The sequence below is a fragment of the Teredinibacter turnerae T7901 genome, assembly GCF_000023025.1.
GTDB lineage: Bacteria > Pseudomonadota > Gammaproteobacteria > Pseudomonadales > Cellvibrionaceae > Teredinibacter > Teredinibacter turnerae_B.
Genome location: NC_012997.1, coordinates 3819138 through 3844661 on the forward strand (window position 1 = coordinate 3819138; position 25524 = coordinate 3844661).

The 25524-nt window shown below is 48.8% G+C and carries 21 protein-coding genes; 8 read left to right on the forward strand and 13 right to left on the reverse strand.

Going from position 1 to position 25524, the window contains the following annotated elements; all coding sequences use genetic code 11:
* Positions 1 to 39 precede the first annotated feature (39 nt).
* Positions 40 to 360, reverse strand: coding sequence for a hypothetical protein (locus TERTU_RS15280; RefSeq protein WP_015818446.1), 321 nt, complete (start codon positions 358 to 360; stop codon positions 40 to 42).
* Between the two features lie 502 nt (positions 361 to 862).
* Positions 863 to 1072: a hypothetical protein gene (locus TERTU_RS15285; RefSeq protein ID WP_015819321.1), complete on the reverse strand. Its 210-nt coding sequence runs from the start codon at positions 1070 to 1072 to the stop codon at positions 863 to 865.
* 122 nt (positions 1073 to 1194) lie between these two features.
* Between TERTU_RS15285 and TERTU_RS15290 the strand changes: the two genes are divergently transcribed.
* Both TERTU_RS15290 and TERTU_RS15295 read left to right on the forward strand, forming a co-directional pair.
* Positions 1195 to 2883 (forward strand): VRR-NUC domain-containing protein, encoded by a 1689-nt coding sequence (locus TERTU_RS15290; protein ID WP_015820203.1) that lies wholly within the window; start codon positions 1195 to 1197, stop codon positions 2881 to 2883.
* Entirely contained in the window at positions 2867 to 5275 is a 2409-nt protein-coding gene (locus TERTU_RS15295; RefSeq protein WP_015819462.1) for an ATP-dependent DNA helicase, read from the forward strand. Before TERTU_RS15290 ends, TERTU_RS15295 begins: the two co-directional genes overlap by 17 nt.
* A 42-nt stretch (positions 5276 to 5317) precedes the next feature.
* On the opposite strand, the gene TERTU_RS15300 is transcribed toward TERTU_RS15295, so the two are convergent.
* Positions 5318 to 6382 (reverse strand): DUF4097 family beta strand repeat-containing protein, encoded by a 1065-nt coding sequence (locus tag TERTU_RS15300; RefSeq protein ID WP_015818895.1) that lies wholly within the window; start codon positions 6380 to 6382, stop codon positions 5318 to 5320.
* Between the two features lie 299 nt (positions 6383 to 6681).
* Between TERTU_RS15300 and TERTU_RS15305 the strand changes: the two genes are divergently transcribed.
* The 3 genes from TERTU_RS15305 to TERTU_RS15315 all read left to right on the forward strand — a co-directional run bounded on the left by TERTU_RS15305 (position 6682) and on the right by TERTU_RS15315 (position 8567).
* Positions 6682 to 7104 carry a hypothetical protein gene (locus tag TERTU_RS15305; RefSeq protein ID WP_015819847.1) on the forward strand — a complete coding sequence of 141 codons (423 nt, stop codon included), beginning with the start codon at positions 6682 to 6684 and terminating at the stop codon, positions 7102 to 7104.
* A 164-nt stretch (positions 7105 to 7268) separates the two neighbouring features.
* Positions 7269 to 7850 (forward strand): outer membrane beta-barrel protein, encoded by a 582-nt coding sequence (locus TERTU_RS15310; RefSeq protein ID WP_015819260.1) that lies wholly within the window; start codon positions 7269 to 7271, stop codon positions 7848 to 7850.
* A 222-nt stretch (positions 7851 to 8072) separates the two neighbouring features.
* Positions 8073 to 8567: a hypothetical protein gene (locus TERTU_RS15315; RefSeq protein WP_041590270.1), complete on the forward strand. Its 495-nt coding sequence runs from the start codon at positions 8073 to 8075 to the stop codon at positions 8565 to 8567.
* Between the two features lie 6 nt (positions 8568 to 8573).
* On the opposite strand, the gene TERTU_RS15320 is transcribed toward TERTU_RS15315, so the two are convergent.
* Positions 8574 to 8780, reverse strand: a complete 207-nt coding sequence (locus TERTU_RS15320; protein ID WP_015818101.1) for a DUF2061 domain-containing protein — start codon at positions 8778 to 8780, stop codon at positions 8574 to 8576.
* Positions 8781 to 9196: 416 nt separating this feature from the next.
* Between TERTU_RS15320 and TERTU_RS15325 the strand changes: the two genes are divergently transcribed.
* Positions 9197 to 10009 carry a UDP-2,3-diacylglucosamine diphosphatase gene (locus TERTU_RS15325; RefSeq protein WP_015818709.1) on the forward strand — a complete coding sequence of 271 codons (813 nt, stop codon included), beginning with the start codon at positions 9197 to 9199 and terminating at the stop codon, positions 10007 to 10009.
* Between the two features lie 931 nt (positions 10010 to 10940).
* Here TERTU_RS15325 and TERTU_RS15335 read toward each other — a convergent pair.
* Both TERTU_RS15335 and TERTU_RS15340 read right to left on the reverse strand, forming a co-directional pair.
* Complete coding sequence (locus tag TERTU_RS15335) at positions 10941 to 13724, reverse strand: hypothetical protein (RefSeq protein ID WP_015820790.1); 2784 nt, start codon at positions 13722 to 13724, stop codon at positions 10941 to 10943.
* Positions 13725 to 13911: 187 nt separating this feature from the next.
* Entirely contained in the window at positions 13912 to 16449 is a 2538-nt protein-coding gene (locus TERTU_RS15340) for a TonB-dependent receptor domain-containing protein (protein ID WP_015820186.1), read from the reverse strand.
* A gap of 688 nt (positions 16450 to 17137) precedes the next feature.
* Here TERTU_RS15340 and TERTU_RS15345 point away from each other — a divergent pair.
* Positions 17138 to 18532: a substrate-binding domain-containing protein gene (locus TERTU_RS15345; protein ID WP_015819295.1), complete on the forward strand. Its 1395-nt coding sequence runs from the start codon at positions 17138 to 17140 to the stop codon at positions 18530 to 18532.
* Positions 18533 to 18667: 135 nt separating this feature from the next.
* Here TERTU_RS15345 and TERTU_RS15350 read toward each other — a convergent pair whose 3' ends face one another.
* The 7 genes from TERTU_RS15350 to TERTU_RS15380 form a co-directional block, all read right to left on the reverse strand.
* Positions 18668 to 19426 carry a hypothetical protein gene (locus TERTU_RS15350; RefSeq protein ID WP_015820784.1) on the reverse strand — a complete coding sequence of 253 codons (759 nt, stop codon included), beginning with the start codon at positions 19424 to 19426 and terminating at the stop codon, positions 18668 to 18670.
* A gap of 55 nt (positions 19427 to 19481) precedes the next feature.
* Positions 19482 to 20042, reverse strand: coding sequence for a DUF2878 domain-containing protein (locus TERTU_RS15355; protein ID WP_015820525.1), 561 nt, complete (start codon positions 20040 to 20042; stop codon positions 19482 to 19484).
* Between the two features lie 125 nt (positions 20043 to 20167).
* Positions 20168 to 21433: an SAM-dependent methyltransferase gene (locus TERTU_RS15360; protein ID WP_019602089.1), complete on the reverse strand. Its 1266-nt coding sequence runs from the start codon at positions 21431 to 21433 to the stop codon at positions 20168 to 20170.
* Positions 21434 to 21443: 10 nt separating this feature from the next.
* Positions 21444 to 22220: a DUF1365 domain-containing protein gene (locus tag TERTU_RS15365; RefSeq protein WP_015817649.1), complete on the reverse strand. Its 777-nt coding sequence runs from the start codon at positions 22218 to 22220 to the stop codon at positions 21444 to 21446.
* Positions 22217 to 23470: an NAD(P)/FAD-dependent oxidoreductase gene (locus TERTU_RS15370; RefSeq protein ID WP_015820297.1), complete on the reverse strand. Its 1254-nt coding sequence runs from the start codon at positions 23468 to 23470 to the stop codon at positions 22217 to 22219. Before TERTU_RS15370 ends, TERTU_RS15365 begins: the two co-directional genes overlap by 4 nt.
* A 28-nt stretch (positions 23471 to 23498) precedes the next feature.
* Positions 23499 to 24254, reverse strand: coding sequence for an SDR family NAD(P)-dependent oxidoreductase (locus TERTU_RS15375; RefSeq protein WP_015816951.1), 756 nt, complete (start codon positions 24252 to 24254; stop codon positions 23499 to 23501).
* A 1-nt stretch (position 24255) separates the two neighbouring features.
* Positions 24256 to 24699: a nuclear transport factor 2 family protein gene (locus TERTU_RS15380; protein WP_015817010.1), complete on the reverse strand. Its 444-nt coding sequence runs from the start codon at positions 24697 to 24699 to the stop codon at positions 24256 to 24258.
* 244 nt (positions 24700 to 24943) lie between these two features.
* On the opposite strand from TERTU_RS15380, the gene TERTU_RS15385 reads away from it, so the two are divergent.
* Positions 24944 to 25522: a sigma-70 family RNA polymerase sigma factor gene (locus TERTU_RS15385; protein WP_015817872.1), complete on the forward strand. Its 579-nt coding sequence runs from the start codon at positions 24944 to 24946 to the stop codon at positions 25520 to 25522.
* Positions 25523 to 25524: the final 2 nt, after the last annotated feature.

Sequence of the window (25524 nt, forward strand, 5' to 3'; positions counted from 1 at the left end):
CTGAGCCAGATCCTCAGGTTGCGTTGGAGTTAAAGGGAATTAGTCGACGCGGTAGCGCAGCGTTGCGGTGCGCTCCTGCTTCACCCGGGTACCCGGGAAAAAATCAAAACAATAAATACCAACATCACCGATGTCGGCCACGCCCTGGTGCGAATCTGCACCCTTCAGGCGAAGAAAATGCGTTGTGGCGTATTCACCCCCAGACGGGTGAAAATGAAAATCGAACCTCACTGGCACTTGCGCGGTAAATTCGTAGCGCACACTCGCCTCGGTTTTTTCGTCCAGGCGGAAACAGACTTCCTGGCTCCAATTGTCGTTGACACGAAATCGAACAATTTCTTCGTGCCACTCGCCCAGCATGGGCGCACTCCCGCCGTGACCAAATGCTGGAACAGCAGCCACGAGAACCAAACTAAACGCTATAAGAGATGCTTTAAACGACAACTTTTGTGATCCATGTCACTTTTTAATGCGATTAGTTCCAAGATTAAACGAAAGAAAAAACAAATAAAACTTTTTTCTTATATTTATTTTGGTATATGGACATTGTTACGTTTATATGTATGCCATCAGTAAAACTTTATAATTATAAAAACTTGAAAACCTCTGAATTTATACTAGAAGCAAAGTATGTATGTGCTCACTTACAATAGAGGGTGCATAGCACAAAAGTATTAGATATTTCTAAAAAACTTGCTGATGCAGGTTGGGCGCCGAGTAATGGCGAGGAAGAATAATTGCTTTAGAAATAAGCAAACGAAGAATCAACAGGTTAGATTAATAAATGATTTGCGCGCCAGACTGAAAAATAATCGAAAATCCGCCATCTCGGACACTCAGTCATCGCTGTGGTGTTGCGGCATCACCGCTTCGTGAGCATGCGCTGTACTATCGCCACAAACTCTTGCTCACTCAGGTCAACATGCTCCAACACGCGACCATAGAGCATGGCCGTAGGGACATTGCGCCCCTTCAGCTCCCGCTGCGCCTCCTGCAAGCATGTGAGCACAATGCGCTCTTTGCTCGTCAGCCCATCACGCACGTCTGGCAACTCATATTCAAACTCTTTCATCCTAGCCTCTCACGCCCCCTAAACAAAAACCGCCAGCCAGAACGCCCTTACAGAAACCTGAGCGGGCTTGCGGCAATAACTGATCGCATATACAGTAGTACTTATTTTGCCAGCCGCTTCGAATGCCGCCAATAGCCTCCGCACAATCACAACCCGTTGCGCGCACCGTTCTGCCAGACCCATTGTATTACCTGGCGAACTTCCAGCGCGTAATCCAGCGAGTGTATGAGCGTTACGACGATTTACTCAGCACCGAGGAGCAGGATTTTTACCGACGCCTGCAGCTGTTGAGTGGTGATGCACAGGCCTTGTACGTACGCCTGCTCACCCGCAAAGGCCCCCTGTTTCGCACCTCCAAATTACGCTACCAGGAGATATCAGATCAATCACAGGCGGTTGCAGACTTGGTCGCGCAACAGCTCGTCATCCAGCCTTCCGAGATCAATCTACTCGATACCTTCCCGCTGTTCACCAAACAGGAGTGGCTAGAGTTACTACCAGGTGCCGCGGCGCAGCGGCTTGCAAAGGCAGCCCTTGTGCCACTCCTGCAAAGCCTGCCCGAGCCAGTACAAACGATAATAGAACAGCAGGGCGAAACCCTAATCCAGCTCAATAGCAGCGAGCATTTCGCTACATTTTGCCTGCTCTATTTCAGTAATGGCCGCCAGGATTTGACCGAATTTGTCCTGCGCGACCTCGGCGTGTACCGCTACGAGAATTACAGCCTGGCCAGAGCAACGCGCGTTTTCACCCATCGCGAGCAAATAGACAAGATGCTCGCCTACTATCGGCTCCGGGATGTACTGGACGATCTCGCAAGCTTGAGTCGCGAGGAAATTCTCGCCCTGAACACCCAATTGCCAGCAATTGCGTGCTCCCAGCAGCAGGATAAGTGCCGGGGTAACACCCTTGTACAAAGGCGCATAGAGCGATTGCGCCTGCGGCTTGCACGCCAGTTGGAAAGGCTAGAAGCCTGGCAGGATGCACTGGCGCTCTACAGACAATGCCAGCAGCAACCGAGCTGCGAGCGCCAAGTCCGCATTTTGCACCGCCTGGCGCAACATCAGGCAGCGCTCAAACTGTGCCAGCAGATGTTCGACAGCCCGAGTGAAGCCGAACAAACTTTCGCCCGGCAATTCCACCCCAAATTGCTGAAAGCACTCGGCCAGGCAGCGACTAAACCGGCGCCGCCAGCCCTAAACGAAGTCCAGTTGTTCCTGACCGCTGGCGACTCACCAAACGTGGAACTCGCCGCTGCGCAAAGTTTAAGCGTTAGCGGCGACTGTTTTTACGTAGAAAATACGCTGTTTCTGAGTATGTTTTGCCTCGTATTTTGGGAGGCTATTTTTGCCGATGTGCCCGGTGCGTTTAGCAACGAGTTTCAAACTGGTCCACACGATTTTTACGAAGAGGATTTCGCCAGTCAACGCAGCCAACATCTTGAATCAGGCTGGCGCAAGCTTGAGCACTGGCAGCGCGCACCGGACGATCTCATCCAGGTTGCCGAGCAGAAACACGGAATTGCCACACCCTTTCATATGGGGTTTATGCCAGCGCCAGAGCTACTGAAGTTAGCAATAACACGCATCTCTTTGCGCCACTGGCAGATAATATTCGAGCGCTTGTTGCGTGACCTTAAGGAAAACCGCAACGGCCTACCCGATCTAATTTATTTCCCCAATACTGGCGGCTATGAACTCGTCGAAGTAAAAGGCCCCGGCGATCGTTTGCAAAAAAATCAGCTGCGGTGGCTACACTATTTTGCCGAACATCAAATTCCCTGCCAGGTGGCCTATGTGCAGTGGCAATAAGCCCCCACCAAACGCCGCTGCCCAAGCCTGCTATCCAGACCTGAATTTAAGTGTCACAGAGTTGGTCAGCTTTGCTGCCAGAAAGGGGGATCTGTTCAATGATGATGCCGGGGGACCCGATGCGCAACAAGGCCAACGCGGACATCAGCAAATTCAAAAATCCCGTAAAGCGCCATGGGAAGCCGAAGTTACGCTAAAGGATGAGTGGCTGGTGGAAAACCAGCGCGTGACACTAGGTGGCCGGGCGGATTTAATTAACCGCAGCACCAAGAATATAATTCTCGAGGAAATAAAAACCTGCCTGATTCCCGGTCATCTCATACCCGAAACACGCAAGCTTTTACACTGGGCGCAACTTCGGGTATACGCGGCGCTCTATGCTCACATGACGCCTGAGCGCCAAGAAAATGCGCCGCTGGCATTGCGCCTCACCTATTTCGATCTCACGACGCAACAAATATCTCAGCAGGACGACGACATTCTCCCGCAAGAAGCAATTGAATATTGCGAAAGTTTACTTACTGTTTATTTGCGTTGGTGGCAACAGATTTACGATCGCCGTACCGCAGCGCGCGCTTTTGCCCGCGACCTGTCGTTTCCATTTGCACACTACCGCCCCCTGCAACGAGAAACCGCCGCCGAGGTGTACCGACACATTCGCGACAAACAGCCTATCTTAATCGAAGCACCCACGGGCTCGGGCAAAACGTTAACCGCACTGTTTCCTGCAATAAAAGCCTTTGGCGAAAACTTGCATACGCAAACTCTCTACCTTACTTCCAAAGGCTCAACCCAGGTTCAAGCCGAGTCCACTGTGCGCCAATTGGACCCAGAGGGTTACCTGGACACGCTTATTATTCAAGCGCGCGATAAAGTCTGCCCCTGTCTCTCCAACAACGAAAACACGCGCAGTTCCTGTACTGGCGACAATGGATATTGCACGCGAACAGTGGGTTTTTATGATCGCCTTCCCTCTGCGCGTAACGAAGCGCTAAGAACTACGCTCACCAAAGTTGCCCTTACGGAAATTGCAGATACTTATCATATTTGCCCATTTGCTTTAAGCCTGCATCTAGCACCATGGCTGTCTTTTGTCATTGCTGATGTTAATTATTTTTATGATCCACTGGTACGACTTAGCTGCTTCGATGAACACACTAATTCGCGGGTAATTCTTCTCGATGAAGCGCACAACCTTCCCGGCCGTGCACGTGACATGTACTCCGCGGAATTGGATTCCGCATTGAGTGAAGGTGTACGCAAGAGCCTGCCGCGTAAGGCTGCAAAGCTGAAAAAAGCCATTTCCAAACTGGTGCATCTGCTACGACTTCTAGACGAAAATCCGATTAACGAAAAAGATTTAACGCGATTGATGTATTTTCCACTGCAAAATCTCTTGCAGGCCCTGCAACAGGATGAAGCGGAGGCAGAAATAACGGGAAGCTCAGCTATGCCCAACTCCAGCTTTAGAGAATGGCTAAAGCAGTTGTATCGATTTGCGGTGATGTTACAACTGCTTTCAGCCGCCCACATATCTATTTTGACTAAAAATGGCAAAGAGCGGGTGCTAAAAATTCGCTGCCTTGATGCGAGTGGCTATTTAGAAAAACTACAGTCTCAAGCCCGCTCAACAATCGCCTTTTCGGCTACGCTCGACCCGTTTAATTTCACCAGGCAGCAACTGGGGCTGCCACAACAGACACAAGGTTACCGCCTGCCACCAGTGTTCCCAGAGGAAAACCAATACGTAATTTGCACCACGTATATACCTACCCACTGGCGTAAGAGGAAAGAGTCCCTGAACCCGCTTGTTGAACTCATTCGTGAACTGACACGCGCAAAACCCGGCAATTATCTGGTGTTTTTCCCTTCTTACGCTTATCTGGAAATGGCAGCAACGGCTTATCAAGCCGCTTTTCCTGAGACCGAACTATTCCTGCAAACCGCCGCGAGTTCCGACAGTCAACGCCAGGAATTTATCAACCTCTTTTTAAACGGCGGCGAGCCGAAACTCGGATTTGCGATAGTCGGCGGTATATATGCAGAAGGTATTGATTACGCAGGTACTGCATTATTGGGTGCGATTATTATCGGTACCGGCATGCCACAACCAGATGATGAACAACAACAGATGAGCCAGTATTTTTCGCGTTGTGGTTTAAACGGTTTTCAGTACGCGTTCCAGTTTCCGGGCCTGATACGTTTACGACAAACGGCCGGACGAGTGATCCGCACAGAGAGCGACAAAGGTATTATTATTTTCGTAGAACCGCGGCTATTGCGAGCGGATAACTGGAACTACCTGAGTACACATTTAAAAATGCAAATCAGCGAATCGCCAGCCCAACTGAGCCAGCAGATTCGCGATTTTTGGCAGTTACCCGAACAATAGTTTCAAATATGCTTTGAGATGAATAGCCGTAGATACGGCATGCTATATTGCAGAGATTGACTGTCCACCTGAGCGGCCTGCGAGAGAAATTTCGCCACCTTTCGAACAGTCGCCAGACTGGCGTACAACATCCTGGTCAATTTTGGACTCTTTCCCTATACGATAATCACATACACTTGCAGTAGGCACTTTTACGTTGATATGACCGTGGCTTGTGCGACCAATAACCTGCTTAAACTCGCTGTTTTTCTGAATGAGTTTTACATCGCCATGCGAACTTTTTACGTTTATTTGATCACTCGCTCCCGAGTAGGAAATATCGCCATGACTATTCGCCAGTTCAACCGCAACAGCATCGCTTTTCGCTGCTTTAATTAAGCCATGTTCATTGTGAATTGATAGTTTTGTACCACGGTGCTCAGCTAACACCACGCCACCGTGGGCGTGGTCCAAATCCACTGTTTTTGTACTTACACTCGCAAGCTGAATATCACCATGGCGCCAACGGCCGGAAAGAGTATCACTCTGTAAAGTCCCTACAGTCATGTCACCGTGGCTACCATCCAGGTTAAAATTTGCTACCTCAACCTTGTCGATTTTTACATTTGTATGCCTGGTGTTCAGTGAGGTTGTGGTACCAGCAAACGTCCCTGCTTTTACAGCGCCATGCTCTACAGAGAATTGTTGAGTTTTTACTCCCAAACTCGCCACATCTAAATGTCCGTGCTCCAGCTTTAGATCGAATCGGCGTATCGCCCGCTCGTCCAGAGCAACTTTTAACGTGCGTTTAACCTTACAGTGATTTTTATCCGCACCGTATGGCCAGTCGGTAGCAATTTTAAGTTCGCTTTCTCGAACCACTGCACGAATATCAAGAAGACAGGTCTGCGGATCACCAGAAATTACCTTCTGCTCCAATTCTAGGTAAATCTTATCTTGCTGGGACTGAGAGATTTGCACGTCAGTATGTTCGGCCGAGAGTGTCAATCGTTGATAAGGCGCTAGATCGTAGCTCCAGTCCTTACTCACGGTGTCGTCAGCAAGCGCTGCCGGCGCCAGATTCATTCCACCTACTGCTGTCAGCAAAGCCCCTATTAATTTTTTCATTGTTGTTCCTTGATGGTTTGTTATGGTTGGCTCAGTAATAGCAATTACGAGGCCAACTTGGCAAACCATTGTTTTATATAGGTTTTTATAAAAATCTATATAATCACCAACAAATAAGCGCGAACAAATTGACTAAAAGTTAGCGATATAAACCAAACTTCAGCGACGTTATTTCGCCCTCAGTGTCCACAAATAAAATCCGTACGAAAACTTACTGCATCTAATTCAACATTCCGAGAAGCGAAAAATTGACTGTTCTATAATCGATTTGCTAAAGGTCCAAAGTCAGGATGAGAGTTATGCGTACAAGTTTTAACTGGCCGTTCAGCCAAAACCATTTGCATATCGACGGCCCGGAAACAGAAACCTATGCACGTTGGTGCTTTGAAAATTTCAGCCCAATGGCGAAAGAAGTGCTCCACGAAACCACGTGGTTTTTTGTGATCAAACGACACTCCTGGCTCAACCCAGCCATCGCAAAGCTTTTTGCATACCACATTCAACAGATGCAGGCGCGCCTGCACATCGCAATTGAAAACGGTAGCCTTCGTGCCAAGCTACCCCCTAACCTTAAGATCAACGATCACGCTGAAATTATCGGCGCCGTTATATGTGAACTACTGGAGGTTAGGGATCTGGACCCGAGTGAAGTTTGCAATCTGGATGAAGTTGAGCGACACAAACAGCGCGCCACCGTCGCGGCGCAGCGCAAAATTGCCTGACGGACGCTACCAGGTACCCCTGCCATCCGAGCAGCCGCTGAGCCGCCGGTGAGACGCGGGCCATAGGTTGAAAAAATATTCTGTGGTAATCTTCTGCGCCAATAAAAGACGCTACAAGCGCACATAACAGCAAAACCGCAGCTTGACCTATCACGGAGCTCCCTATGAGATCGACGCCTCTCGCCCTGGCTTTGGCACTTACTATTGGCCTAACGTCCGCATCTGCCTTCGCAGACAATGCACGCGGGTTTTACGTTGGAGCCAATTTCACCGGTATTCTCGCCGACGACCTGATCGTCAATGAGCCGATGGATGAAGATGACGACTTGAAACTGGCCGCGACCGAGTTGCTGGTGGGCTACAAGTACAACGGTTATCTCGGCATCGATCTGCGCTACGGCAACGGCCTGGGGGATAAAACCCTGCAGTTTGCAGAGAATGGTCGCAACGAATACAGCATCGACAACTACACTTCCGCTTACTTTCGATTCGAAAGCATCAACGACCAGGCGCGTTTCTATGCGCTCCTGGGGTACACAGAGCTGTCGAGCACAGTCGCACTGCAAACCCTGGCTGGCACTACCAGTAGCGAACTGGACGAAAGCGAAAGTGGCTTATCCGCCGGGCTTGGAGCTGGCTGGTTTTTCAACAACGGCATAAACCTGAACGTCGAATTACGCAACCTGATGTATACAGACGATGTGTCCCTGCCTAGCGTCAGTGTTGGCCTCGACTATCGTATCTAAACATCACCGGGAAGTTTGTCGGTTTAGAAGTTGGGTTGATACGCTGACGCAGTTCAACCCGAATAACGCGCTAAGCCCGAAAAGCTGCTTGTTGGACCAACATGCGTTGTGCGCGTTTTTCTGCCTTAGCGTAAATCGATAACGTTTCGTTACAAAGGTGTCACGCTTTCGGTGAAATAATGGCGGCTCTTACCTACCCGTTAACTGGCTTCGGAGGCCAAGATGACTCGGCACATCAGCACTGCCGGTAGTTTCGTGATAACGGCAATACTTTCAGCAGCTTGCAACGTGGACGCAACAGCGCTCTGTAAAACCCACGCTCCACAAAGCCCACAACCCAGCGTAACGGCCGCACCTGTACCCAATGCTTGTGAAAGCGAGAGCATTATGGCGGGCATAGCCGAAACCTTAGGCCAGATCGTAGAATTTTCAGGTTTTTATCTCAAATTTCACCTTAACCCGGAACGGCCTACGGAGCTCAGCTACACCTTTCGCAGCACATTCACCTCCACCCAAGTGATCGACTGCACTACCAGCCCGAGCTACTCTTCGGCTCATGGCATTCCCGGGAATGGCAACTATCAGGATTACATGCGCAACACCGCAGATTCTGTGACAGCCTCCAGCTTGCTCAGCAAGGTCAGCCGCTGGGTCTATCACACACTTCTGTCCCGTAGCAGCGGAGCCGAATCGCACTACACTGTCAATGCCCGCTAGGTAGAATCAACACGCCAAGGTGGAAGTGACGTCCTGCGCGGACTTACCTTTAAAGTGCGCCCAAATCTTCTCGTGAAAAATATAACCGACGCTGTTAATTGCTGGCTCAACCAACGCAACTGCACCTCCTACGGCCCAGTCGCCGGTTAACGCCCAGGCAACGGCGAACGCTATAGAGAAATGCATTACGGCAAATGTGAGAGTTTTGATCATGGGTTGGTGCTCCAGTTGAATATCACTTTACATTAATGATAATCACTCTCAATAAAACATCAAAGCAATAGAGTAGATGATTCTGATATATTTTTTCTATGATGCCTGCTACACCCTTTTGACTCTTTGACCTCCAAAGGCTTTCGGTATAACTAGACGCGCCAACCACCGGTTTCTGCTGGGGTGCGTTGCCAAAATGAGCCGCCAATGAAATATTCTCATAAAAACAAACACTTAAAGAGCAAATTAGTGCGGATTTTAACCAAACCTTCATATTGCTGTTAACAAACCGTCACCCTGCGAATCGACACTGTGCGCCAATAGATACGTTTGTCTGGAAATCGCTCGTACGCCTTTTAGGGCTAATGGGACGAATTAATGAGTTTGCCAGACGAACCCTTTGAGGAGCATTTTTCATGACAGTCTCTCAACACGTAAATGCGCGTACCGTGTGGATTTCTGACGTCCACCTCGGCTTCAAAGACTGCAAAGTCGACTACCTCTATAAATTCCTGTCGTCTGTGCAATGCGACACCTTGTACCTGGTGGGCGACATCGTCGACCTCTGGTCCCTAAAAAAGCGGATCTACTGGCCGCAGGAGCACTACCATATTCTGCTCAAGCTCTACGAACTGGCAGACAAAGGCACCCGGGTCATCTACATTCCAGGCAACCACGACGACCCCATGCGCCGTTTCGCCGGACAGAAATTCGGGCCGATAGAAATAGCCATCGAACACGAATACACCAGCGTATCCGGCAAGAAATATTGGATACTCCACGGTGACGCCGTTGACGCCTACATGAAATACGATTGGCTAAAACGTATGACCGGTGATGCAGCCTATAATTTATTACTGTTTATCAACCGCTGGGGTAACCGTTTTCGTCGCCTCGCGGGCATGCCCTATTTCTCACTCGCAGGGCAAATTAAAGATAATATTCACGGCGCACGTGCCGCCATCGAACGCTACAAGAAGCAGGTCATCCGCGAAGCTAAAAAGCGCCACTACGATGGCGTTATTTGCGGACACATTCATCGTGCCGACCTGGATACAAGCGATAACTTTGTTTACGCCAACACCGGCGATTGGATAGAAAGCTGCACAGCACTCACGGAAGATTACGCCGGGAATTTACATCTGTTGCACTGCGTCGATCGAGTAGAGCTGAAAGCCTCCGACCGTGGCGTTCTGGAGGGCAATGATGGGGAGTTGGATGCGGCTTAGGGCGTTACTTCAAATTCGCTAGCTCTGAAAATAATAAAATTCGCGAAGCTCTAAATGCGGTGACCTTGTCGCTCAGTCACCGCTAACTAGCACCACTATCCAGTTTTCAGAACCCAAGTTTTACTTCAATATAACTTGACGAATATAGCAGCGTTCAGTGTTTTTGTCCCATGTGTAGTAGATAGAATCTATTCGGCGAGTCTCGAATTTTGCTCGGATCAAAATATCCAGGATAGGCGTCGAGTTGGCGGCGGTGTAACTAACGTATAAGCGAGTCTGATCATCGCAACTATTCTTCACGGCCTCCCACTTCGTTGATTCAACAAATGCTAAATCGGCGGCCACAGTCACTTCATTCACATAGACATCGCTAAGAGTGCCAGCTGAAATATAGCCTGACGCCAACATTGCCAAGCCAAACGCTAATCCTTTCGTCTGATAATCTTTTATATATTCTCGCTTTGAAATTAAAGCACAGACACGATACCGAGAAGCTACGTAATTTAATTCACGAGAAAACGCTCAATAACAAAAACGTCTCACAATATAGATGAAAGTCGGTCCGAAGCTCAACAATCAGAAACCAACGACATCGACCGCAAAAAAATATTTTAACAATCGACGAATCGAAATTTCAGAAGATGGTTTTAGTTAGCGCATGCTCAAAAACAATAGGTCGCTGAATCACTCAGACAGCGGTTTGAAATGCTAAATTCAGTATAAAACTTTATTGCTCCATGTCCACTCGACCGATCTACTTAGCTCCCTCCCAAAGTGTGCATATACAACACCGAAGGCAGTGACGACACAGGCACTAGCTACCCGTAAATAAAAAAAGCCAGCCTCGAACGAGGCTGGCTTTTTTGCGGTGTTCCGGCTCCGGGGGTAGCTGCGCAGCTACCCCCGGGAACTTCGTTGACTACTCAGAGGCTTAGTTATTTGCCCAATCAATAGTCCAACCTGCCCACCATGCGTCTGCAGCAGCAGTACCTGGAGCTACCGCGCCGACATAGTCAGTCTGGTCAAACTCAAAGCCTGAACCGTTATCCATCGCAGTGATAGTTGGTGCGGCAGCCAGTTTAGCTTGTGCTTCGGTGATAGCAAAAGCGTCGTCGAATGTCATTGTCGCAAGCTCAACCACGTTCGAAGATGCAGCCGTTGGAGTGCCACTTTTGTATGCGCCATTTTCGCATTCGGTGAGAATGTTTACCAAAGTCGCTGGAGTATCAACTGTTAAGGTATCACTCACTTTGCTCTGGTCGATACGGATACACCCGTCGTCGAAGCCAGTTACAGCACTGTTGTAGATATCAACAGTGACTGAACCACGCAGGCGCATGCCTGGTTGCTTGTTACCGTCCAGATTAACAATGTCGCTACCAATAACGGTGATGTTAGCGAGTACAGCGCTAGTTTGTGGAACATAGTCAGCATCGCTGGAGTTAGCTTCGACACCACGAGGATCGTTGCTACCGGCCAACGCGGTTGCAGTCTGGTTTTTAATAATCAGAACGTGCTGAATATTACCCATGTAGCCTTCATCGAAATCCAGATCATCGTCGTCGTTGTTAGTTAACACAGCGTACTTAACGTTGACCGTACCACCGAACCATTCGATACCATCGTCCAGGTTACCGTGAATCTGTACGTACTCAATTTCGGTGCCGTAACCTACGCCTTGCAGAGTAAGACCATTAACTTCGTTATTCAAACCTGCAACCTGACCAGCTTCAGCGATACGAACATAACGGAACACACCGCTATCGTCGGCAGGATCGTTACCACCGTAAACACCGATTTCGGAACCGCCTTCACCAGTTACGTTACAGGTGGTGCCTGTACCATAACATGGGCCAGTGTCGCCCTGGCCATACTGTGGAGCCAGACCTTGAATAACAACGCCACCCCACTCACCTTCGCCGTCGTAATCTGCATCAAGAGAGCTGAAAGTGATCGGCGCGTATTTGGTACCGTTGGCCATAATTTTGTTGCCGCGGGTTACGAGTAGCTTGCCCGAACCCAGAGCTTTAACGCTAACACCTGGATCGATAGTCAGAGTTACGCCGCTGGCTTTAAGCTCTTCAACATCTGATGGAAGCAGAAGCTGAGTGGTATTACCACGACCCACTCGAACAGTGCCACTCAAACGCCAGTCAATACCAGCAATCAGGGTGTAATCTTCGTCAATTACGCCAGACAATGTACACACGTTATCAGCACAAGAAACGAAGTCTGCCTCAGCAGGCACACCTACTTCGCTCAAAGAGCCAGGGATAGTCCAACCAGCCCACCAAGCTTCAGCGGGAGCGGTACCAGGAGCGACTGCGCCAATATAATCTGTGCTATCGAAGGTGAAGTTTGAATTACCAACCGCTGTGATAGCGGACATGGAGCCAAGGTCAGCCTGAGCTTCAACAACAGCATACGCATCATCAAAAGTAGCCACTTGAGCCAATACGTTGTCAGACTCGTCAGCTGGGCGATCTACTTTATAGAAACCGTTTGCACAGTGACCAATAACATTACTGAATACAACGTTGGAGTTAACGTTGGCTTCATCGTTAATTTCAACACAACCAGCGTCAAAGCCTTCTACGACGGAGTTGTGTACTTCTACGTTGACCGCACCACGCAAACGCATTCCGGGCTGCATGTTGCCTGGCTGGTTGTTAATGCCGCTGCCGATGATGGTAAAGTTAGCCAGCACAGCATTAGTTTGCGGTACATACTTTTCCGCACCATTGGAGTTGGCTTCAATACCACGAGGATCGTTATCGCCAGTTACCGCGTTAGTAGACTGATCCTTAACAATTAACACGTGCTGAATGTTACCAACATAACCTTCGTCGAAATCAATATCGTCGTCGTCATTGTTGGTCAAAACAGCGTACTTCAAGTTTACAGTACCACCGAACCACTCGATACCATCATCCAAATTACCGTGAATTTGAACATACTCAACAGTTGTACCGTAACCAACGCCTTGCAGAGTCAAGCCATTAACTTCGTTATTTAAACCGGCAACCTGGCCCGCTTCTGCAATACGTACATAGCGAATAACACCGCTGTTATCGTCTTCGATGTCGCCACCGTAGTAACCGATATCTGTACCGCCTTCACCTTCAATATTACATGTAGTGCCCGTGCCGTAACACGCACCCGTGTCACCACCGCCGTATTGTGGAGCGAAGCCTTGAACGACAACACCGGCCCATTCGCCAGTACCGTCATAACCTTCGTCGAGCGAGCTAAAGGTGATTGGCATATCGCGCTCACCGTCAGCCATGATTTTCGAGCCGCGAGTTACAATCAACTTCGCTGTGCCGAGCGCATGAATATGCACGCCTGGTTCGATAGTCAGAGTTACGCCAGCAGCTTGTAGTGCAGCAACTTCCGCATCAGTTGTTACTTCAGTGGTGTTGCCGTTGCCAACACGCACAGTGCCGCTCATGCGCCACTCTTTATCGGAACTCATGTCAACAGTGAAGTCTTCAGTGATGTCACCACTAATGGTGTACACATCTGGCTCACTACCGGAACCGTCGACGCAGCTAACAAACGGTGGCAGACCGTCACTACAACTCAAAGTAGGAGTTGGCGTAGTTGAAGGCACTGCCGTAGGTTCAGGAGTCTTTTTGTCATTGTCGTCGCCGCCGCAAGCGGTCAGCAAAAAGCTGGCAGCCATCAGCGGTAGAGCTAATTTCAATGTTTTCATAATGTTGAGTTTCCGCTTGTAAATTTTGTGATTTGATTACCCGAAAAACAGGTTTTCAATATCCCTCACGATTCGATGTCCCTCTTCCTCTTCTGAAAAAGGGACGGTTTTCGAATTAGTGTGTGTTTTACCAATCAAATATTAAAAATAAATTACACAAATGATCTAATTTGTGAAATTTGAACACTTAAAAGGTGTACGAGTAGCTCATAGAGATTTCTGCACCATTTGAATAGCTTTCAATCGCCTTACCCGAGTCCTCAAATTGGTATTCGGTTTTTTCATCCAGAATATTTTCCAATTTTATTTTGAACTCTGATTCGTTCGAGAAGGTCAAGCGATAATTCATATCAAGGGACATACGCCCTTTTTCAATGATGTTTGAATTGGCCCCACGCACGACACGGTGGATTTTGTCGTCAAAGTAATTCAGCAAAATATTGAGCTGCTGTTGCGTCGCGTGGTGCTCAATACCGAAATGTATGTTAGCCAACAGGGGAGACTGGCCTTGCAAGTCGCGACCATTCGCGCCCTCACCTTCGAGTCGAATACTATCCTCATCCAATTCAACTTCCGACTCAATGACACTGACGTTACCACCCAGGTCCAACGCAATGGAGCTTGTCTCCAGCAAAACTTTATTGAAGTCCAGTTCCACACCGAGTAAATCAGCCGACACCGCATTCCGGAAAGTGTAACCATCGGCCGAAGTACCAGAGCCATCGGTAACAGCTTTTTCTACGGGCTTAGCGATTTGTTTAGAAAAAAGCGCCAGAGACACGCTGCCGCCATCTTCAAAATAATACTCACCACGCAAATCGAAATTATCAATTTCAGATACTTCGAGGTTCGCATTACCAATAATCAATTCATCAGTATCGGGATCGAAAAGTGATGCATCAGACTTTTCGATAATACCCGGGTAGGAAACAGTTTGACTTGCTGACACGCGAACTTGCCAATTGTCATCAACTGCGTAATTCAAAGAAATTGCTGGAAGTAAGTTCGACTCATCCACGGAAGGTTCGGTCGCACCAGATTTATTGCTCCCGTTAGGGTAGAAAATATTTTGCTCAAATGTTTCCTGTCGCAAACCTGCAACCAAGGTGATGTTAGAAGCAATCAAGGTTTCCGTATTGAAGTACACCGCGTTAATTTCAGAGTCGGCCTGGAAAGTGTCCTGGTTGTCGGTGCGCTTAACCAAACGGTATCGTTGATTTTCGAGATTTTCGGCTGACAGCTGGGTTTCTACATCTGTGGCTCGATCTGCAGGCGCGCCATTGCGGCCAGGAACAAAACTGTAGCGCGACTGGACCCAGTCTCGGTCTTTCGAGCTATACAGGTAACCCAATTTAAATGAGGTAGAAACGGACGTGGAAAAGTCTACGGGCATCAAGTAGCTCACCCCGATATCCACACCATCTTCATTTAGATCTGAAAAGCGTCGCTCTGTAGCTGAAGGAGCAAAGTTGCCTCCCAGAATACGCCAGGTTCGACGATCTGGCTCGTACATCCCGGTATTCGAAATGCCGGCTTGCCATTCAAGTTCGTGGCTGGAGAAAAAATAATGCTTGCCAGACAACTGCTCAGAGAAAAACTCGCGCTCACTCCAACGCAATACCGCTTGATCAAAAACAGTGTCTTCATAAGTCGCGTAGCCAGATTCCAATTTGGTGGTATCTTCCGCTTGACGCAACCAGATAGTCTTACTTAACCACTCGCCGTCCGCATTATCTTCTAAACCAAATACGAGATAGCCGTTGAGCTTCGAAGTTTTTGTGCTTCGCTCATAACTGCTCACAACATCAGGATCATCTTTCGTCGCATCCTGACGTGCACTTGTGCTGTTACTCAACCCAAGCGCCAGATAGTAACCGAGGCTACCAAAGCTTTGATCAAAGCGATTGCCTTGGCTCAAGCCCACCCCCCAATCGGGACTGGCGGATTCACGATCAACGTTATAAATAACGGGGAATTGCTGAGCTAAACGCGCGCTTTCCGCATAGGTGATGATACAGGCGGGATCATCAAAATCGCAGGTTTCAATATTTACAGAACCGTCGGTACCCTGAAAAGTATTTTCCACTTCCGCTGGCACATCGCGCAAACCATCGTCGTAGGTTAACCAGTCAGAACCGCTACCTTCGTAGGTCACTATGTCGTTGCCCGTGACATCCAGGTTATAACCCAAAGAGCCGGATAGCTTGAAGACCATTTCATCTGGCAAACCCTTGGTTTTCATGCCGACCGAGCCACCGGTTGTACTACCGGGCATTGCCGCGGAATAACTCTTTTGAATTTCAATTCCACCGAGAATATTTGCGGGGAACAAATCCATCTGCACATCGCGTCGCAATGGATCGGTGGTTGGCATTAAAGTGCCATTTAACGTGCTGGAGATATAACGTCCGTCCAAGCCACGTACAACAGCGTACTTACCGTCCTGTACGGAAACGCCGGCAACGCGTTTAACCGCACTGGCGACATTGGAATCACCAAACTTCGCCAACTGATCAGCATCCACAGCATCAATAATTTCGGAGTTCTGACGCTCAATATCCGTCGCGTTCTCCATCGGCGTGTAGCTGGCCAGAACCATCATCTCTTCAACCATTGGGGCGGCTGAATCTGTTGTGGCATCGGCAGTGGCAGAATCGGCGAATGCCTGACTTACACCGCAGGCAACAAGAACGGCCACAGTCGGTGACCAGTTAGTGGATTTCATCTATTACACCCCAAGTAAAGTTGAGTGGGCCGCTCGGGCCAGCATATAGGCTAATTAATTAAGGGCGACCCCAATGGAATCGCCCCATTACAAATTCAGGATTGGAACGCGGCTAGTCCAGCGCACTGTTGTCACCTTGATTTCCCTCGGCATTCTGTCCGCCATCTGTTACAGATATATGACAGCCGCGTGACTAACAAACAAAGGTTGTCCCGTGTAAGTAATGTGATGAGTTATGGTCGGCCATCGACACGATTTTGTGCGTTTTTTGTTCAAATAATTTGGCAGTGGCCGCCAAGACAGGATCGAATCCGCAGCCCGTTACGGTAAATGCGGATCTTTACGTTCGTACGATTGTTTTATGAAGGTTTTATTGCAGCTGCGTGACAGGCGATCAAAAACCGTTGACGCGTCTCAGAAATCAGGCGGCGGCGTTGCTCACATTTTGCCGCATAAGTATGCTTCTAGGCGGAATATCGCTTTCTTGTCGACGGCAATTTTTCGTCAAAGACTACAAGATCGCAACAAAGTGTTAATTTTTCGTTGGTAGAGTAGACAAAGATTTTCCAGTATCTGCACACCTTAGCGTAACAATTTTGACACAGCCACGTGGTTTCCTATGCCATTCCGGTATAAAAGCCGCGAACAGACTATCCGATTTACCTATTGTCGAGACTCCCTTACTAAGATGCTGTCCAGAACCTGTTTACTCTGTTTTGCTTTCTTTCTCGTTTTATCGCCCATTGCCCGCAGCCTCGAACCCGAGCCATTTGCGCCCGCAACTAAAGGTCTGCTGTTTACTATGGAGGGCTCCAACACCATTGGTGCCCATCTGGCGCCCACCTGGGCTGAACAGTGGATGACCGCTAAGGGCGCTACAGGTGTTTCCATAGAGCCGTCTGAAAAAGACAACGAGTACCGCATACTCGGCCGCAACGGCCTCAACCCGGTGTACATCGATATTCACGCTCACGGCTCTACTACAGGCTTTGCAGGCTTGCTGGCGAAAACCGCGGATATCGCTATGGCATCACGCGCTATTAAATCGTCCGAGGTCGAATCTCTTGCGGCCGACAATGGCGACATGCTCGATTTTTCCGCCGAGCATGTTGTAGCTATTGATGGACTTGCAGTCATTGTTCACCCTGCCAACCGAATAGACAGCTTGACGGTGTCGCAAATACAGCAGATTTTCGCCGGTGAGATCCGTAACTGGATTGATGTGGGCGGCGCAAACAGACCTATAACAGTATATGCGCGCGATGATAAATCGGGAACCTACGACACCTTCAAAAGTCTGGTGCTTAAAAAGACACATAAGCTGGTTGCAAGCGCAGGGCGCTACGAATCGAACGACAATCTTTCGGACAGCGTTGCCGCCGACCCGTCGGGTATCGGTTTTGTTGGGCTGGCCTCGGTGCGTTCAGCCAAGCCCGTTGCGGTGAGCGAAGCGCGAACCCTAGCTCTGCTGCCGGAGAAAATTCACGTCGCCACTGAAGACTATCCGCTGTCACGCCGCCTGTTTATGTACACACCCGAAAAGGTAACTGACCCGAACATTCTGGAGTTTTTGAAATTTGCGCAGGGTAGCGCAGGCCAGGCCGTCGTTGAGAAAATCGGCTTCGTTTCTCAAAATCCAGTCAGTATGAAAATACCTGACTTAAACGGCCCCAACGAGTATCAGGCGCTAAAAGATTACGCAGAGCGGTTGTCGGTCAACTTTCGCTTTCAACCGGGAAAAGCCAATCTGGATAACAAAGCGCTGCACGATATATCGCGCTTGGTAGACTATGTTAAAAGCCTCCCCGGCGAACCACTTCATGTACAACTGGTTGGCTTCAGCAACCCTGAAGACAGCGACAATCGGGCGGATGTACTATCTAAACTGCGTGCATCCAAAGTAAAGATTGAGTTGTTTCGCAACGGTTTAACAACCGCGCCAATTATGGGATTCGGTTCCGATGTACTGGTCGCCAACGACAATGGCAACACCAGTGCGAAGAACGAACGAGTGGAAGTCTGGCTGTTTAATCCCAACAACAAACGCGCTATGCCTACAAAAACAACGGCATCTAACTACTGATGTCATTTACCCAGCGGGATCAGCTAACTACTAAATAGCGCGGTAGAAAACGGGTAAAAAAATCACAACACATTGTTAACTGTGATGGGGCTATTACTAAACTGTTAGTAATAGCCCCGCGCTCAGAATCTGCCTCTAGTATCTAGCTAGAACGGTAGATTTCCCGCCACCATCTTGAAAGCTAACACTGTCCCGTGCATGGGTTAGCACACAGGCCTCTGAGTCGGCACACTCCATTGCTATTTCCAGAGGCACATATTCAATCCTTACCTGATGATATTCCCCGCTTTCTTGCGCGATATTTGAGCGCCCGCTGAATTGCGCCAATAAGCCATCCACATATTTCAACTTAAGCGGCTTCATCAACAATGCAAAAAAACCATTGGCAGGCCGTATAGTAAAACAAGTAGCCGCCTCGTCCTTACAGTCGTCCCGCTCTGCTTTTAAACGAAACCGCTGTTGACGGGTAGGTAATAAATAATCGAACTCAAGCGAACTGCCTTCAAGCAATTTGTCCCAATGCTCGAGCACGTAATTGTTGAAGCCCGCGTCGATAACCAGTTCGTCCGCATTTTTTAGGGTTTTCTCTTTTGCCGATTTACCCTCTATCGCGTAACGTACAGATATTGCGCCGTCCGACAGATGCGAAACTTCAATAACTTCGTCAAGCCGCATATTGGTTTGAGTGAATCCCGGCGTGCTCTTACCGCTGCTATAGTCGAGCTCCTTGCGCGCAAACACATCCCCGGAGGGCTCCGCGTAAATAACCTTGTGTCGTGTGTCCGAGGGGAAACGGTGAATCTCGATATAGGCAACTTTATTCGACTCTAAATCGAACGCCGTACCATGAATGACCTTTTCCGCATGCGCGGGTTCAGTGAACGCAAACATCATAAATGCGCATACAAACGCGCTTTTCCGTATCCCATAAAAAAAAGCACAGCCTCGCCTACGCATTAGTTTCTTCTCCTACGACTAGACGACTGCTCTTCATCGCTCGTTCCACCTTTGCAGCAACGATGAGATAAGCAGGCAGGACCAGCGCCCAAACAAGCCCCTCAACCAAGTAATAAATAGATAAAGGAAGGTTTAACGAAGCATTGGCAAACTTGGCTCCGCCGATATAGCTCAGCGGCGCGAGGGTAAAGCCAAGTAGGGCTGCCAACCACAAATGTGGCATGAGCCATCGCAAGCCAAACAACAGCAGGGGCATAAATGCCAACCAGATACACAACAACCAGACAGGCGCAAGCAGATCCTGTACTCCGAAAACGGATATTGCCGTTTGATAGTGGATGATATTGCTATGCGCCAAAACAGAATCCAGCAACCATCCAGCAACACCGCCACAAAAGCAAAAGCCCCAAAACTTCGTGTTGCGCGGCAAAAAGGATATCTGCAGAAGAAAATACACCGCCAACGCGGCTACCGCCAGGGTATTGTCGCCCTGAACGGCAACCCACCAAACACCCTGGAATAAAATGCTATTGATCAGAATGCGTTTAACCATAGGTATAACACCAACACATCAATAAGCGGAAGTTTTAGCAGGCAGCTTCACGCTGCCTGCATTGTAAGAGTTACTTTAGAAGAGACTTTATAAAAAGTTTCAGAAAAAAAACGGTACCATGGCGGCTAAAGATTGCGGGCGCCGGGTTTTGCGAGCAACAGCTGACCGGTACCAATCACTCGCTCCTGAAAGCCACCCTCGCAGTACTTGAGATAAAATTCCCACATGCGACAGAATTTATCGTCAAAGCCTTGCGCTTTAATATCGTGCAGATTGCGCTCAAAACGGGTGTGCCACTCCGCCAGCGTGCGCGCATAGTGCTCGCCTATTTCATCCATTTGCACCAGCACCATGTCGGTATAACGGCGGCAGTTATTTGCGATCTCAGCGACAGAGGGCAAGCAACCCCCCGGGAAGATATATTTTTTGATGAAGTCGACCGAATCCTTGGCGATATCAAATCGCTGACAAGGAATAGTGATCGCCTGTATCAACATCAAACCATTCACTTTAAGCAAGCTGTTACATTTGGAAAAATATTCTCGATAGTATTCGTGACCAACTGCCTCAATCATTTCGATAGAAACCAGTTTGTCATAACGGCCGCTTAAATCCCGATAATCTTCGAGCAGCACAGTAATTTTATCGTCCAAGCCGAGGGCCTTCACTTTGCTTCGCGTGAATTCGAATTGTTCACGCGAAATCGTTGTAGTGGTAACCCGACAGCCGTAATGACTTGCGGCATGTATCGCCATGCCGCCCCAACCAGTGCCAATTTCAAGCAGGTGATCTGCGGGTTTCAACTGCAGCTTTTTACAAATCGCATCGAGTTTGGCCACCGCCGCATCCTCGAGGGTTGTATCCGGCGTGGCAAATATCGCTGCCGAGTACATCATGGTTGGATCGAGAAATACCTTAAAAAAGTCATTTCCCAAATCGTAGTGTGCCGAAATATTTTCTTTTGCGCGTTTACGACTATTTGCATTGAGCTTGTGCCCCATCTGCATGGCCACGCGCAATAACCACGGGCGGTCGTTATCCATATCGTTCAACTGGTCGATGTTCGTTACAAAAAATCGAATGACACTGAGTAAATCTGGGGATGTCCAGGCCCGCCGGATATAGGCTTCGCCTGAACCAGTGGAGCCATGCAACATTAAATCGACGTATGCGCTGCTATCGAGCACTTCAATATGTGCATTTATATCGCTGTCACCGCGTGCTTGTCCAAATGTATAGCGCTCATCTCCATCCTCGAGCACCAAATGGCCTTTTTTCAACGTACCAAGAAAACGCAGTACAAACTTTTTAGCAAGCAACTCCATCCAGTTGCTCTTGGGTAGACTAAATAATTTTTGGGTGCTCAGACCAACGGAATCCACTTGACTCACCTTTGCCTTCTTACGATTTAGATGAACTGACTTCGCCATATTTAAATACAGGCGCCCGCTTTAACCACAACCTCAGCGCTTGCCAGTAAATACCCCAGGCGACCTTCAGCGTCATTACTGGGTACAACAATAAAATCGAATTTAATGTAAACCCGCTAATTTCCTGCCGTTGCATAGAAAGCGTCGCATCGAATACCCGCGAGGATCTTTCCATTGTCTGGTGATTTTCCAGGTGTACCAGCACAGTTGCTTCCGGTAGCGTGCTATCGAGCTGGTAACACATGTCTACGGGATTAAATGGCGAAACATGCATTTGCTTTCCAAAAACATTACGCTGATGGGCGCATTCAGGATCACAGCGAACCACATATTGGTGCCGTTTTTTCCACGGCGTATTGGTAACTTCCAATACCATGGCCTGCAAATTTTCCTGTGCGTCAAAACAATAATAGACGGTCAGCGGGTTAATAATGAACCCAAAGTAACGCACGTTGGTGAGCATCCGGATCGGGCCATCAATATCGATTGCCAAATTCTCTCGCACACAGTTTCGCACAGCGCTATCCAAAGGTATCGCTGGGTCACCGAGATAGTCACTGCGGCAAAAACGTGCTGGTGCAACATGGTTCGTAGACCAAAACACGGATTGCCCAAATACGTCATCCAACTCGGACAGATCCAAATACATCATAAAAACCTGATAGCGGAATTTGTGCTCAACAGGCGTCAATCGTCGGTGGCGCACCCACCCCCGATAGATACCACTTTTCAATGGTTTCGCACTCATGGCCACGCCACTCCCAGACCTTCAGCAACACGCACAGCACTCGCACAACCGTCTTCATGAAAACCGTTTTTCCAGTATGCACCACAAAACCAGGTGCGGTTGACACCGTTGATTTCACCCCAACGCTTTTGCGCAGACATCCCCGCCAGCGTAAATACCGGGTGAGCGTAGCTGTACTCACCCAATATTTTTTTCTCATCAATACGCTCTTTTGAATTTAACGTCACTACGAAGGTATCTTCAGACTGAATACCCTGGAGAATATTCATGTCGTAACTCAAGGTCGCAGGCGTATCTGGATTTAGGCCCAGCTGATAATTCCAACTGCTCCACGCCAGTCGTTTACGCGGCAAAATACTCGCATCCGTGTGCAGTACAACCTGATTTTTGCGGTAAGGAATAGCGCCGAGTAATTCGGCTTCGCGGGTTGATGGGTCTTCGAGCAACGCAAGGGCTTCATCACTGTGGCATGCAAACACCACCTGATCGAAAACCTGAGTACTGCCGTCCTTAAACAGCAAAACAACCGAATCCTCATTGCGTTTAACTTTTGATATCGTTGCGGACGTATGAATACGCTGCTTGAAGTTTACAGTCAGTGGTTCCAGGTATGCGTGTGAACCGCCTTTGAGCACTCGCCATTGCGGCCGGTTTTTCACACTTAGCAAACCGTGGTTCTTGAAGAATCGCACAAAAAACAGCAGTGGAAAGTCGAGCATTTCCTGTAACGTGGACGACCAAATCGCACTTCCCATTGGAACAAGATAGTGACTTGCAAACAGTTTTCCATAACCGCGCAGACGTATATAGTCACCCAGCGACATATCTGTCGGCAACGAGTCTGCCTCAAGGTCTGCTATCGCCTCTTTATTAAATCTCAAGATATCCAACAGCATTCCCAAAAAACTACCGCTAAAAATATTTTTTCGCTGGGCGAACAAGGTATTTAGATTGGTGCCGCTATATTCAAGGCCGGTTTTTTGGCAGCTGACACTAAAACTCATTTCTGTCGGCTGGCTGGCAATACCTAGCTCATTCATAAGCTTGATAAAGTTGGGATAGGTCCAGTCATTGTAGACAATAAACCCCGTATCTATGTGGTAGGTCTGGTTCTTGTGTTCAATTGTTTTAGTGGCGGTGTGCCCGCCTATGCGCGCCTGTTTTTCGAAAACGTGTATCTCGTGCTCTGCGTTTAAAAGATACGCACAAGTTAAGCCGGATATACCTGAACCTATAATGGCGATTTTCACGAACCTGTGATCTCCCGGAGTAAATTTTTTAGTTTTTCTTTTGCGCGCTACGCGCCTGCAACTTAAGCCACAAACGCGGCAACCAAGATGCGATGCGCAACATTAGGTACAACCGCTTAGGGAAGTAATACTGGAATGGGCGTTTTTCTATCGCGCGCACAATTCTGTCTGCGGCCTGATCGACAGGCTGTAAAAATGGCATCGCAAAATCATTACGCGCAGTCAGCGGCGTCTTCACAAATCCCGGAAGAATTTCAGTAACATCAATACCCTCTTTGTACACATCCATGCGCAAAGATGAGAGAAAGTAGCTTACCGCGGCTTTCGATGCGCCGTACCCTTCGGCACGCGGGAAGGGTGCAAATATCGCTTGCGACCCAACACCAATGAGATGTCCCCGTTCACTGTGTCTCAACAGTGGCAGGCACACCCTCACACTATTTACCATGCCGAGAAAATTCACTTGTACCATCTTTTCAAGACTAGCCCAGTTCTCCGAGCTTAGATCCAGGTACTCGCAATCCCCGGCGTTTAATATCGCGCGATCCAGCACCGGTGCGAGTGTACGCAAACGTTGCTGTGTTGTTTTGATGGTGTCTTCAGCAGTTACATCGAACGGTAAAACCTCTATGCTGGGCTCCTCTACCCTCAACGCCGAAAGCTTTTCGACTGAACGCCCGCTAGCGATGACCAGATTCCCCTGACGCGCGAGCTTTAGTGCCAGCGCGCGTCCAATGCCGGATGTTGCGCCGGTAATCCAAATCGTTTCGTTACACACAGCCATACTAATTTACCGCCTTGGCCATGCGATTCTTCAACCACCGGGTTACTCGCCCCATAATGGGTAAATGCTCGTATAACAGCTCGCCCATGTCATATACGTCTTCGTGGTAATAAATTCGATCACCAAATTCGATCTGGCTAATTCCACGTACACTAATCTGTTTACCGCCTAACGATTTGTGGCTGAAGTACATATTCCACTTGATATAAGCACGATTGTCGCTCACTACCTGGTCCAGGTATTCAAAGCGGCAACGGGTCACGTTTTTGTACATATCGCTCATATACGAATGGAGTGCATTTATGCCACGCACTTCGTGCACCGGGTCCTTGAACAATATTTTGCTGTCATAGACGTTCGGCAGGCTGTCCAAACGGGTGCCATTGAGGTCCCGGTAGAACTCCTTGAACGTCTCGACAATCAAAACAGTAGATTTTGCAGACATGTGTCGCCCCTAACATTCGGTTTGATAACCTTACGCGCAGGGGTGTTCACAAGATCACTCAAGCTCTGCAACAAAGCCATAAATTAGACGTTTGTCGCCAAAAACATGTCGTGAGCGGGGTGAGAGCAGCGATATAGGCTGATGGAAAATTCTTTTCTAGTTGAGTTCATCCAACTTGAGACGCAGCGCGTATACTCCAGCAAGATATGTTACATGTTGCATAAACGATCTCAGGACACCGCAAATGGCGACGGTAGAAAACCGGAAACCCGAGCAAATACAACACCTTAACGACATCAAAGCGGTTGCAGACACGCGCGACCGCAAGGCGTTCGAACGGTTGTTTGACCACTTCGTACCACTCTTGCGAGCGTTCAGCTTGAGTGCCCAGCCCGGCGCTTACATCCTGGCTGACGAAGTCGCTCAGGAAGTGATGATCAAAGTCTGGAAAAAAGCTCACACCTACAACCCCGACGTAGCGTCGGTCAGCACCTGGATTTTCACTCTGGCTCGTAACGCGCGGATTGACTACCTGCGCAAAAACAGCCGTCACCAATCCGATATCGACCCCGAGAATGTGTGGGGTGATCTTGTCGACGAGGGCAACGATCCATTTCTCGCCGCGCAGCAAAAACGAAACGAAACCATGATTCGCGATAGCCTGGCAGAGCTACCCGAGGAGCAAAAGACCGCGCTTATGAAAGTCTATATGGAAGGCAAAACCCATAAAGAAGTGGCCACTGACCTTGGCTTACCCCTAGGTACGGTCAAGTCCCGTATCCGCTTGGCGCTCCACAAAATGGCTATCAGCGTAACGAGGTAAAT

Excerpts from the sequence above, each read along its gene's own strand:
- TERTU_RS15280 (WP_015818446.1), bottom strand. The coding sequence starts at position 360 with ATGCTGGGCGAGTGGCACGAAGAAATTGTTCGATTTCGTGTCAACGAC.
- TERTU_RS15285 (WP_015819321.1), bottom strand. The coding sequence starts at position 1,072 with ATGAAAGAGTTTGAATATGAGTTGCCAGACGTGCGTGATGGGCTGACG.
- TERTU_RS15290 (WP_015820203.1), top strand. The coding sequence starts at position 1,195 with ATGCCGCCAATAGCCTCCGCACAATCACAACCCGTTGCGCGCACCGTT.
- TERTU_RS15295 (WP_015819462.1), top strand. The coding sequence starts at position 2,867 with ATGTGCAGTGGCAATAAGCCCCCACCAAACGCCGCTGCCCAAGCCTGC.
- TERTU_RS15300 (WP_015818895.1), bottom strand. The coding sequence starts at position 6,382 with ATGAAAAAATTAATAGGGGCTTTGCTGACAGCAGTAGGTGGAATGAAT.
- TERTU_RS15305 (WP_015819847.1), top strand. The coding sequence starts at position 6,682 with ATGCGTACAAGTTTTAACTGGCCGTTCAGCCAAAACCATTTGCATATC.
- TERTU_RS15310 (WP_015819260.1), top strand. The coding sequence starts at position 7,269 with ATGAGATCGACGCCTCTCGCCCTGGCTTTGGCACTTACTATTGGCCTA.
- TERTU_RS15315 (WP_041590270.1), top strand. The coding sequence starts at position 8,073 with ATGACTCGGCACATCAGCACTGCCGGTAGTTTCGTGATAACGGCAATA.
- TERTU_RS15320 (WP_015818101.1), bottom strand. The coding sequence starts at position 8,780 with ATGATCAAAACTCTCACATTTGCCGTAATGCATTTCTCTATAGCGTTC.
- TERTU_RS15325 (WP_015818709.1), top strand. The coding sequence starts at position 9,197 with ATGACAGTCTCTCAACACGTAAATGCGCGTACCGTGTGGATTTCTGAC.
- TERTU_RS15335 (WP_015820790.1), bottom strand. The coding sequence starts at position 13,724 with ATGAAAACATTGAAATTAGCTCTACCGCTGATGGCTGCCAGCTTTTTG.
- TERTU_RS15340 (WP_015820186.1), bottom strand. The coding sequence starts at position 16,449 with ATGAAATCCACTAACTGGTCACCGACTGTGGCCGTTCTTGTTGCCTGC.
- TERTU_RS15345 (WP_015819295.1), top strand. The coding sequence starts at position 17,138 with ATGCTGTCCAGAACCTGTTTACTCTGTTTTGCTTTCTTTCTCGTTTTA.
- TERTU_RS15350 (WP_015820784.1), bottom strand. The coding sequence starts at position 19,426 with ATGATGTTTGCGTTCACTGAACCCGCGCATGCGGAAAAGGTCATTCAT.
- TERTU_RS15355 (WP_015820525.1), bottom strand. The coding sequence starts at position 20,042 with ATGGTTAAACGCATTCTGATCAATAGCATTTTATTCCAGGGTGTTTGG.
- TERTU_RS15365 (WP_015817649.1), bottom strand. The coding sequence starts at position 22,220 with ATGAGTGCGAAACCATTGAAAAGTGGTATCTATCGGGGGTGGGTGCGC.
- TERTU_RS15375 (WP_015816951.1), bottom strand. The coding sequence starts at position 24,254 with ATGGCTGTGTGTAACGAAACGATTTGGATTACCGGCGCAACATCCGGC.
- TERTU_RS15380 (WP_015817010.1), bottom strand. The coding sequence starts at position 24,699 with ATGTCTGCAAAATCTACTGTTTTGATTGTCGAGACGTTCAAGGAGTTC.
- TERTU_RS15385 (WP_015817872.1), top strand. The coding sequence starts at position 24,944 with ATGGCGACGGTAGAAAACCGGAAACCCGAGCAAATACAACACCTTAAC.